The 9,989-nt window shown below is 61.1% G+C and carries 6 protein-coding genes and 4 pseudogenes; 8 read left to right on the top strand and 2 right to left on the bottom strand.

All coding sequences use genetic code 11. From position 1 onward, the window contains the following. From ACS5Q1_RS44240 to ACS5Q1_RS44205, 8 genes and pseudogenes are all read left to right on the top strand, one after another. On the top strand, window positions 1-293 hold a 293-nt coding region (locus ACS5Q1_RS44240; protein WP_473104174.1), incomplete at its 5' end, for a transposase. A gap of 283 nt (window positions 294-576) precedes the next feature. Next, window positions 577-1,765, top strand: a pseudogene (locus tag ACS5Q1_RS44235) (ISKra4 family transposase); the annotation flags it as partial. 37 nt (window positions 1,766-1,802) lie between these two features. Further along, window positions 1,803-2,000, top strand: a pseudogene (locus ACS5Q1_RS44230) (DDE-type integrase/transposase/recombinase); the annotation flags it as partial. A 281-nt stretch (window positions 2,001-2,281) separates the two neighbouring features. Next, entirely contained in the window at window positions 2,282-2,665 is a 384-nt protein-coding gene (locus tag ACS5Q1_RS44225) for a hypothetical protein (protein ID WP_473104173.1), read from the top strand. A gap of 210 nt (window positions 2,666-2,875) precedes the next feature. Continuing rightward, window positions 2,876-2,995 (top strand): annotated as a pseudogene (locus tag ACS5Q1_RS44220) (IS6 family transposase); the annotation flags it as partial. Window positions 2,996-3,440: 445 nt separating this feature from the next. After that, window positions 3,441-4,649: an efflux RND transporter periplasmic adaptor subunit gene (locus ACS5Q1_RS44215; protein WP_473104172.1), complete on the top strand. Its 1,209-nt coding sequence runs from the start codon at window positions 3,441-3,443 to the stop codon at window positions 4,647-4,649. Between the two features lie 30 nt (window positions 4,650-4,679). Beyond that, window positions 4,680-7,886: an efflux RND transporter permease subunit gene (locus ACS5Q1_RS44210; protein ID WP_473104171.1), complete on the top strand. Its 3,207-nt coding sequence runs from the start codon at window positions 4,680-4,682 to the stop codon at window positions 7,884-7,886. A gap of 70 nt (window positions 7,887-7,956) precedes the next feature. Continuing rightward, window positions 7,957-8,421: a hypothetical protein gene (locus ACS5Q1_RS44205; RefSeq protein WP_473104170.1), complete on the top strand. Its 465-nt coding sequence runs from the start codon at window positions 7,957-7,959 to the stop codon at window positions 8,419-8,421. Between the two features lie 23 nt (window positions 8,422-8,444). Here the strand turns inward: ACS5Q1_RS44205 and ACS5Q1_RS44200 are convergent, their stop codons facing one another. Further along, window positions 8,445-9,035: a TetR/AcrR family transcriptional regulator gene (locus tag ACS5Q1_RS44200; protein WP_473104169.1), complete on the bottom strand. Its 591-nt coding sequence runs from the start codon at window positions 9,033-9,035 to the stop codon at window positions 8,445-8,447. A 155-nt stretch (window positions 9,036-9,190) separates the two neighbouring features. Next, window positions 9,191-9,487 (bottom strand): annotated as a pseudogene (locus tag ACS5Q1_RS44195) (DDE-type integrase/transposase/recombinase); the annotation flags it as partial. Window positions 9,488-9,989 lie beyond the last annotated feature (502 nt).

The following is a 9,989-nucleotide window of genomic DNA, read 5'->3' as shown; positions in this document are numbered from 1 at the left end:
AGGGCTTCAACGATCGCATCCGCCGCACCGTCTCGGGTGTGTTCCATCACATCAGCCCGCATCACGCGGATCTGTACTTCAATGAGATCGGCTTTCGCTGGTCGCAGCGTGTCGTCACAGGCCAGGCGCCGCGACGCACACGCAAAGGACGGCCGGTGACCAAGACGTTGTGGGCGAGAATACCGCCTGCGCTCCAACTTCCAGCCGTTTTCCGCTCCGCGGTGGGACGCGAGATGCGCCGATCGAAGGACGGCGGGATCGACCTTCTCTCGAAGGTAGCTGTGTTTGGTTGATAATGCCGGCGCTCAATCAGGAACACATCTTGCGCTGCCCCCTACTGTCGTAGCTGAGGCGGAACAATGTTCAAAGCTGCAACAGAACCCTCTCGAGCGCCTTGAGGTGCACCAAGGGTGGCAGGGCAAGCCGTTCTCCTGCAAGGACGTCAACGAGCGACTAAGGAACGCCGAGTATCTCGACCCCATGCATCAACAGTGGTGAGGCCGTAGATCCCGTTGATCGGATGATGACGGTGCTTCGGCTTTCCCGAGAACCCACAGGGATCCCATGCAGGTCAGCGGTCGCAAGCTCCGGTGCAAGGGCAGCTACCCGGTCACCTTTCGGACCCTGTTCGGCGATGTCCAGCTCAAGAGCCCACGCTTCTACGTTCCCAAGGAGCGGCAGACCAACGGTCCGGCAACGATCTCCCCTCTGACGCAGTTGCTGCCTGACCATGTTGCGCCGGAGCGCCTGTACCTCGAGACCCACTGGGCCTCGCTTGTGCCCTATGCGGCAGCGGCAGAACTTCTGGCCGATGTCCTGCCTGTCGTGAGCGGCGTCAATGCAACGACGGTACGTCAGCATGTGCTCCGCACCGCCGAGCGGATAGAGGCCGATCTCGCTGAGCAGCGGACCTCGTTTTCGGAGGGCACAGACCCTCGCGATTGGGAGGATCTGCCGATTCCCGATGGACGGATGGTCATCGGCCTCGACGGCGGCTACATCCGCGACTGGCGCGACAGAAAGCGGAATTTCGAACTGATCGTCGGTCGGTCCATGCCCGAAGAGGGGGGCTCGGTACATCGGCTTCGTCCATGGCTATGATCGCAAGCCGCAGCGTCGCATCATCGATCACCTCCGCCGCCAGGGCTTCCAGGCGGATCAGGATCTGACCTTCATCACCGACGGCGGGGACGAGGTCCGCTCCCTCGCCGAGCGGATCAGTCCGTGTAGCGAGCACGTCCTCGATTGGTTCCACATCACCATGCGGATCACGGTCCTGCGGCAGTTCGCCCAGGGCCTGGTGCACCATGACAAGGAAGCTGGAATGGCGGCTCTGGATGAACTGCGCCGGATCAAGTGGTTCCTCTGGCATGGCAACACGTATCGGGCTCGCGAGGTCATCGATGATCTGCTGCTCAATCTCGAAGCTCTCGACAGTCGCTATCCCAACCTGCGCAAGTTCAAGACGGCCATGCGGGAGTTCCAGGTCTATATCGCCAGCAATGAGGCCAGCCTGATCAACTATGGTGAGCGCTACCGGTCTGGGGAGCGGATCTCCTCGGCCTTTGTCGAGGCGACGGTGAATGCGGTGGTCAGCAAGCGCTTTGCCAAGAAGCAGCAGATGCAGTGGAGCCGCCGCGGAGCTCATCTGCTCCTGCAGACGCGGACCAGGACCCTGGATGGCTCGCTGCGTGCCACATTCGAGCACTGGTACCCCGGCTTGATGAACGACGATAACAGAGATCAGAGTCAAGCAGCCGCCTAACTGCCCCACAACTCCTCATGCTCTCCATCCCACGACGATCCAGCGACTAGAGAGCAAAGATCTGCTGCCGGCAGATGTTGAGCATCGGATATCGAAATACTTGAACAACGTCATCGAGGCAGATCATGGGGCACTCAAGCGCTGATCCGGCCGACCCGCGAATTCCGGATGATGAAAACTGCCGCCGCGACCTTGAAGGGCTTTGAGGTCATGCGCATGATCCGCCGCGGCCAACGCCTCCTGATACAGCCAGGAGCGACAGGCGAAATCTGTCTCATCAATAAGCTGTTCGGTCTTGCCGCCTGATAAATCGCTTCGGAAGGGTTCGTGTTGCCGGAGCCAACTTACTGCAACGGTACCCGCAGCGCCCCCACCCCCTCCCCTTGGCGCTGCGCCGATCGGGTACTAAACAGCTCAGGGTACTTTGGTTCAGACGATATTCAGCGTGAAGGTGATGTCATCATTGCCAATTGGTGTTTTGCGTTCTCAGGCTTTGAACTGTTCTGGAGATTTCAGATGCGTAAGGTCGCAATTCTTGCCGCAGCAGGCGTCCTGGCCCTTGGTAGCTTCTCGGCATCGGATGCCGAGGCTCGTTCCAGACGGGGGGCCGGAGCTGCAGTGGCCGCCGGTGTCGTGGGTTTGGCCGCCGGCGCCATCATCGCTGGAGCTGCCTCTCAAGCCTATGCGGCTCCAAGCCCGTATGGCTATGCCGCACCAGTCACGGCGTACCGCTATGGCTATGATGACGGATACTACGCCAGACCGGTTTATCGGGAGCGGCGTGTGGTGCGGTATTATGAAGAGCCGCGCCCTGTTTATCGTCCGCGTCGGGTCGTCAGAACCTATGATTACGGCTATGACCGACCCTACTATGGGCCGGGCTATTACGGCGGCTGGTAATAACCTCGCCACCGGGCAAAGTAGAAGGGCGGTCGCCATGACCGCCCTTTTTTACGCCGCTTCTGCCACCGGTGCCTGCTCAAGTGTCGCCAAGGGCATTTCGCCCTTCTTCAGGCGAACGATCTGCGCACCGGCGCAGCACTTAAAACGGTTCCGTCGCAAACTCTAACAAAGTTTGGCCTCTGCCTCCGGCAAACTCCGGAGGTTCAGATGTTCAAAGGCCGTCATTTCGATCGCTCGGTGATCCTGCTCTGCCCACGGCGGTATCTAGCCTATAACCTGAGTCTGAGAAACCTCGAGGAGATGATGGTCGAGCGCGGCATCTCGGTTGGCCGAGCAGTTTCACCTCCTCGCCGCCTGAGCGCGGTTCAAAGCACCTGTTACATCTCGTCCCTACTCCGGATTTGCGACGGAACCCGGTGAGCTGCTGCGGTTTGGTTTCCCTTTCGGACTCTTCGAAGCCTAGCTCAATAGCGTCGCGAGATAAGCATGAGCGATTTTCGATCCAGGGTTTCATACTCGACACCCTAGACATTTGGCAGAGATAAGCACTCCACGCTCAGCGCCGCCGCCTCCCGCGGCGGCAGGGATTTGGCAGGTGCGCCAGCACACATGGAGATCGCTCGCCCAAGCCTCGCAGTGTGGTTTTTATACCGCTCGATCCAAAATGTTCCAGCACCCCCCTTTCGAAAGATACCAAGCGGTATTATACCAAGCGGTATAGTACTGACTTCAAGCAGGCCGTCTGATGGCCTTTCGAATGGATCGCTCACCCATGACAGAGTTCCCCAAGTCTGTTCCACACACCTCCTCCAGGATAATCGCTCTGCTCCTTGGTGGTGCAGCGCTCTGGTTTGTCATCGGCAGCACGAGCACCCAGGGAAGCGACACGGGACCGGCGCCATCTGCCACGCCTGCGACTGTGGTCGCCGTAGGCAGGCACGAGCTTACGCTATGGCAGGAGTTTTCAGGCCGCCTTGAGGCGATCGAGCGCGTCGACCTGCGTCCCCGCGTTCCAGGCGCCATCCAGGCCGTTCATTTCCGCGAAGGATCTTTGGTAAGGCACGGAGATCTTCTCCTCACCATTGACCCCGAACCGTATCGTGCCGAAGTCGAGCGGGCGGAGGCGCAGGTCAGTGCGGCCGAGGCAAGGATTGCTTTCGCTCGCAATGAACTGGATCGCGGCAGGAAGCTGACGGCCAACCAGACCATCACACAACGCGACCTTGACACGCGCGAGAACAGCTTACGCGAGGCGGAGGCCAGTCTGCGTGCGGCGCAAGCGGCGGCAACGACCGCTCGTCTCAACCTGTCCTATACCGAAGTGCGCGCGCCAATCTCGGGACGGATCGGTAAAATCGAGGTCACCGCCGGTAATCTCGTCAATGGCGGATCCGGCGCACCAATCCTGACGACGATCGTCTCAACCAACCCGATCTATGTGAGCTTCGATGCCGATGAGCACGCGGTCCAGCGGGCACTTGCGACGCTGCCGGCTGGCGGTGACCGGCGTGATCATCTCGCCCGCATCCCGGTCGAGATGCGTTCCGGGCCGGAGGCCGAAGTCGTGCGCGGCAAGCTGCAACTCATCGACCATACGGTCAATGGCGCCAGCGGTACGGTGCGGGTACGAGCAATGCTCGACAATGCCGACGATCGCCTGATGCCGGGCCAGTTTGCCCGCGTTCGCCTCGGGCAGGCCAAGACAACCCCTGCGGTGGTCGTGCCCGAGAGGGCCGTCGGGGTCGATCAGGACAAGAAGTACGTGCTGGTCGTCGATCCAAATCACAAGGCGACTTACCGCGAGATCAAACTCGGGGCTGCCGTAGACGGGGGACGCATCGTCACCAGCGGTCTGAACGCAGGGGAACGGATCGTCGTCGACGGTCTGCAGAAGGTCCGCCCCGGAGCCCTGGTCGCGCCGCAGCCCGATGCATCTGCCGCACTTCAGACACGCAATTCTACCGCTTCCGCGGCGAACTGATCGTATTCCCCGGGCTTGAGGGCCGACGCCATGAACATCTCCCGCTTCTTCATCGACCGCCCAGTCTTTGCCGGGGTCCTGTCGGTGCTCATCTTCGTGGTCGGCCTGCTGGCCCTGCGGATCCTGCCGATCTCGGAATACCCCGAGGTCGTGCCGCCGCAGGTGGTCGTCCGAGCGCAATATCCAGGCGCGAATCCAAAGGTCATCTCCGAGACCGTGGCCGCCCCGATTGAGGAGGCCATCAATGGTGTCGAGGACATGCTCTATATGGGCAGCCAAGCAACCACGGACGGTGTGCTGACCCTGACAGTGACCTTCGCCCTCGGCACCGATCCCGACAAGGCGCAACAACTCGTCCAGAACCGGGTCTCGCAGGCCGAGCCCCGATTGCCTGAGGAGGTGCGGCGCTTGGGCGTCACCACGGTGAAGAGCTCACCCGATCTGATGATGGTCGTCCACCTGCTGTCGCCCGACGGGCGCTATGATGTCACCTATCTGCGCAACTACGCTGCCCTCAACGTCAAGGACCGGCTCGCCCGTATCCAGGGCGTTGGTCAGGTCCAGCTGTTCGGATCCGGCGATTATTCCATGCGGGTCTGGCTCGATCCGCAGAAGATTGCCGAACATGGCCTGTCCGCCGGCGATGTCGTCAACGAGATCCGGGCCCAGAACGTGCAGGCGGCCGCGGGCGTCGTGGGCGCCTCGCCGGGTGTGCCGGGAGTTGATCATCAACTGTCGATCAATGCGCAGGGCCGCCTTCAGGATGAGGAGCAGTTCGGCGACATCATTATCAAGACCGGCGCGAACGGGGAGATCACCCGCCTGCGTGACATCGCCCGCATTGAACTCGGCGCTGCCGACTACGCCTTGCGGTCTCTCCTGAACAACAAGCCGGCCGTGGCCATTCCTGTCTTGCAGGCGCCGGGATCGAACGCCATCGAGATCGCCGACAAGGTCCAGGCGGAGATGGCCGCCATCAAGGCCAATATGCCGGAGGGCGTCGACTTCCGGATCGTCTACGACACAACCGAGTTCGTGCGCGCCTCGATCGACGCAGTGGTCCATACGCTGCTCGAGGCCGTGCTGCTGGTGGTGCTCGTGGTGGTTCTGTTCCTGCAGACGTGGCGGGCCTCCATCATCCCGCTCGCCGCCGTTCCAGTCTCGATCGTCGGCACGTTCGCAGTCCTGCATGTCCTGGGCTTCTCCATCAATGCCCTGAGCCTGTTCGGTCTGGTGCTGGCCATCGGCATCGTGGTTGATGATGCCATCGTGGTGGTCGAGAACGTGGAGCGGAACATCGAGAAGGGGCTGAGCCCCCGCGAGGCGACCTACCGTGCGATGCAGGAGGTCTCGGGGCCGATTATTGCCATCGCATTAGTTCTGGTGGCAGTGTTCATCCCGTTAGCGTTCATCAGTGGCCTGACCGGACAGTTCTACAAGCAGTTTGCCGTCACCATTGCGATCTCGACGGTCATCTCAGCGATTAATTCACTGACCTTGTCGCCGGCTTTGGCGGCACTCCTACTTCGCGGTCACCATGCGCCGAAGGACCGCCTGACCCGGGTGATCGATGCAGTGTTCGGGCGGCTGTTCCGCCGTTTCAATGCGCTCTTCCAGCGCGGGTCGGATGCCTATGGCACTGGTGTGAGGCGTGCCATCTCGACGAAGGCTCTGATGTTGCTGGTCTACGTCGCCCTGCTGGGTGCGACGGGCTTCTTGTTCAAGACAGTACCGGGAGGCTTCGTGCCTGCGCAGGACAAGCAGTATCTTGTCGGCTTCGCCCAATTGCCGGATGCGGCCACCCTTGATCGGACCGAGGACGTCATCCGACGGATGACCGCCATCGGACTGAAGCACCCCGGCGTCGAGAACGCCGTAGCGTTCCCCGGCCTGTCGATCAATGGGTTCACCAATAGCTCGAATGCGGGCATCGTTTTCCTGACCCTCAAGCCGTTCGAACAACGGCGGGACCCGAGCCTCGCTGCCGGAGCGATCGCGGGCCAGCTGAACCAGCAGTTCGCCGCCATCTCGGAGGCCGTGATCGCGATGTTCCCGCCCCCGCCGGTGCAGGGGCTGGGCACGATCGGCGGCTTCAAGCTGCAGATCGAGGATCAGGCCGGCTTGGGATACGAGGCGCTCGACCGGGCCACGAAGGATTTCTTGGCCAAGGCCTCGGCGGCGCCCGAGCTTGCGGGACTGTTCTCAAGCTATTCGATCAACGTGCCCCAGCTCTATGCGGATGTTGATCGCGCCAAGGCGCGTCAGCTCGGTGTCCCGATTTCCGAAGTGTTCAGCACGCTCCAGATCTATCTCGGCTCGGTCTATGTGAACGATTTCAACAAATTCGGACGGACCTACTCGGTGCGGGTACAGGCGGATGCTCCTTTCCGGGCGCGGGCCGAGGACGTCGGCTACCTCAAGGTCCAGTCAACCTCAGGCGAGATGGTTCCGCTCACGGCCCTGCTGAACATCCAGTCAAGCGTGGGGCCGGAGCGTGCCATGCGCTACAACGGCTTCCTGTCGGCGGACGTCAACGGACAGGCAGCTCCGGGATACTCGTCGGGTCAGGCACAGGCAGCAGTCGAGCGGATTGCGGCTGAGACCTTGCCGAAGGGGTTCAGGGCCGAGTGGACTGAGCTGACCTACCAGGAAATTCTGGCTGGCAACTCGGGGATCCTGGTCTTTCCGATCGCCATCCTACTCGTCTTCCTGGTGCTGGCGGCGCAGTACGAGAGCCTGATGCTTCCGGTGTCGATCATCCTGATCGTCCCGCTGGCGTTGCTTGCGGCTTTGGTTGGCGTGTGGCTGACGGCAGGCGACAACAATGTGTTCACCCAAATCGGGCTCATTGTCCTGGTCGGCCTCTCGGCCAAGAACGCGATCCTGATTGTGGAGTTCGCCCGTGAGCTCGAGTTCGAGGGCCGCACTCCGGTAGAGGCCGCGATCGAAGCGAGTCGACTGCGGCTGCGGCCGATCCTGATGACTTCGCTCGCCTTCATCATGGGCGTCGTACCGCTGGTGGTGTCGACGGGTGCAGGGGCCGAGATGCGGGCTGCTATGGGTGTGGCCGTATTCTCAGGCATGATCGGCGTGACGGCATTCGGCCTCTTCTTCACCCCGGTCTTCTACGTCCTGTTGCGCCGGTTCACGGGGAACCGCCGTCTTCAACGTCAATCTGAACAGGCTGCACCAGGCTCGACTGCGAGTGCGCACCTGGTGAAGGAACCGGTGAGCTGAACGAATGATCGGGGCGCCGCTTGTGACGGCGCTCCTCTGCCAATCCTGCACAGGCGATGGAACACCATTCATGGATCGATTTAGAAGAATCCTCGGACCTGCTGTGGCGTCTGCACTGCTGCTCGCCATGAGCTCACCGTTGGAAGGCGTTAAGGCCGAAGAAGACTACCGAATTACGAATGATGTTGTTCTGACGGATGTGCGTATCTCGCCCGTGGAGTCGGGCGACCGGGCACAGATTGTCTTCGTACTGGAAAATCGGAGCGCGGAACGAATCCTGTTCGCAGGGATAACGGTGTCCGGCGCCCGGCACTCCCGGATCGTCGCCTCACTTGGCAATGGAGCAACGACAACGTTGGGCTCGGTCCCTGTTGCTCCGGGCGAAATCCTTTCAGCGGATGGAGAGGCGCTCTGGATCGAGGTTGACGGCATGCCCGCCCTTCCGGGCGGTATGATCGAGGGCACGGTGAACTTTGGAACGGCTGCCATTCCGTTCAACCTTGCCGTTGATCGTAAAAGCAAGTCGTCCAGCTGAAGGGCGCAGGAACATTCCGACCTTCAGGCCAATGTCGTTGGCCAGCCCCGAAGAGCGAAGTCTACCACGCGATAGAGCTCCTCGCGCGAGGCCCCCGACGCAGCCTTGACCGCCATTCCAAGGCCGATCGACACGACATAGCGCGCCCAATCGGCCGGATCCTCGTCCTCGGGGAAATCGCCGCTGGAACGTGCCCGCTCAAGACGGTCGCGTAGATTGTTTTCGTTGACCATCCGACGCGCGATGAGCTCCTCGCGGATGGCTTCGCTTGCCTCGCTACAGGCCACGGCTCCGTTCACGCCAAGACAGCCGGGAGGGTTCATAGGGTCGGTCAGCACATCTGCATAGCCGCGCAGGAGCCGCTCGACCGCCTCCCGTGCCGTCGATGCCTGAAGGGCCCCGTGCGCAAAGCACAGGTGCTGGCGCTCGTAGAGGTCGAGAGTCCGACGGAAGAGATCTTCCTTGTTGCCGAATGCAGCGTAAAGGCTCGGGCGTGTGATGCCCATGGCATCCGTCAGGTCGGATATGGACGTGCCCTCATAGCCGTGCCGCCGGAAAACCTGAAGCGCGATGTGCAGGGCCTCGTCAGGATCGAATTCGCGGTGGCGGCCCATAGCTCTCCCACTCCTTAACTGGACTGCCTCGCTGGTGCGAAGCGCAACAGCAAAATGTACCGATCAGTATGATAAGCATTTTGCTTAGAATTGCAAGCTCTTAACACTGCCGTAGAGGGCTCTGTTGCAGTAGTCAGGAAAGGGCTTAACGAGCCCTACTCGGAAGCTGTTTTCAAGCGGCGAGACCGAAGAGTCGATTGACCAGGCGAACTTCGCCTGCCGCTGCAGGAGGCAGTGCCCAGAAGCCTTTGATTGTCACAAGCGCCGTTTTCATGCTCTGAAAGCCGCGTGCCGGCCGGATCACGCGTTTGGGCGCATCGTGGTTGGTCTGCCTCGATGATGTTGTTGGGATATTTCGACGTGCGGTGTTCGACATTTTTCGGCAGTAGGTCTTCCTTCTGCAGGTGCTGGATCGCCTTCGAGTAAGAAGCCAGTTTATCAGTCGTCACGGAGGATGGCGGGTATACGCCATCAGAGCCGGATTATTCCGCCTGAGGTGCTCAAGCACGTGTCGCCTCTGAGCTGGGAGCTCGCCGCATAAACTCTCGGCGAGCGCTGCTCAGCCCTTCGGCCCCCGGCTGAATTTGCGACACATCCCCTTCAAAGCCTAGTTGCTGGCGTGCAGGGGGCTGTTGGCAAGGCGCAGCCGCTCGACCTGCTCCTGCAGAGCCTGATGGTGGGTCCGCAATTGTAAGAGTTCCTTCTCCACTCGCTAGAGCCTGCCGGCCAGATCTGAAACGAACTAGCGTAGGGCTTTTTGGGACAGGGGCTTGGCGGAACCACCGGGCGGCACAGTCATGCATGAAGTGAATCACGAAAGCCCGATCGGAGGAATCTGGAGGGTTCTGTGAGGTCCGGTCGCGACGGAACGTGTGAAGGCCCTCATCCGGAAGGACCTCATTGAAGCCGGATTGAGCGAAGCCGTGAGACGGGGATGGCGCTATGGGGATTGTA

The sequence above is a fragment of the Microvirga sp. GN3 genome (genome assembly GCF_055792825.1).
The sequence above is the reverse complement of the archived record's forward strand: the minus strand, read 5'-3'. Positions and strand labels throughout refer to the sequence as shown.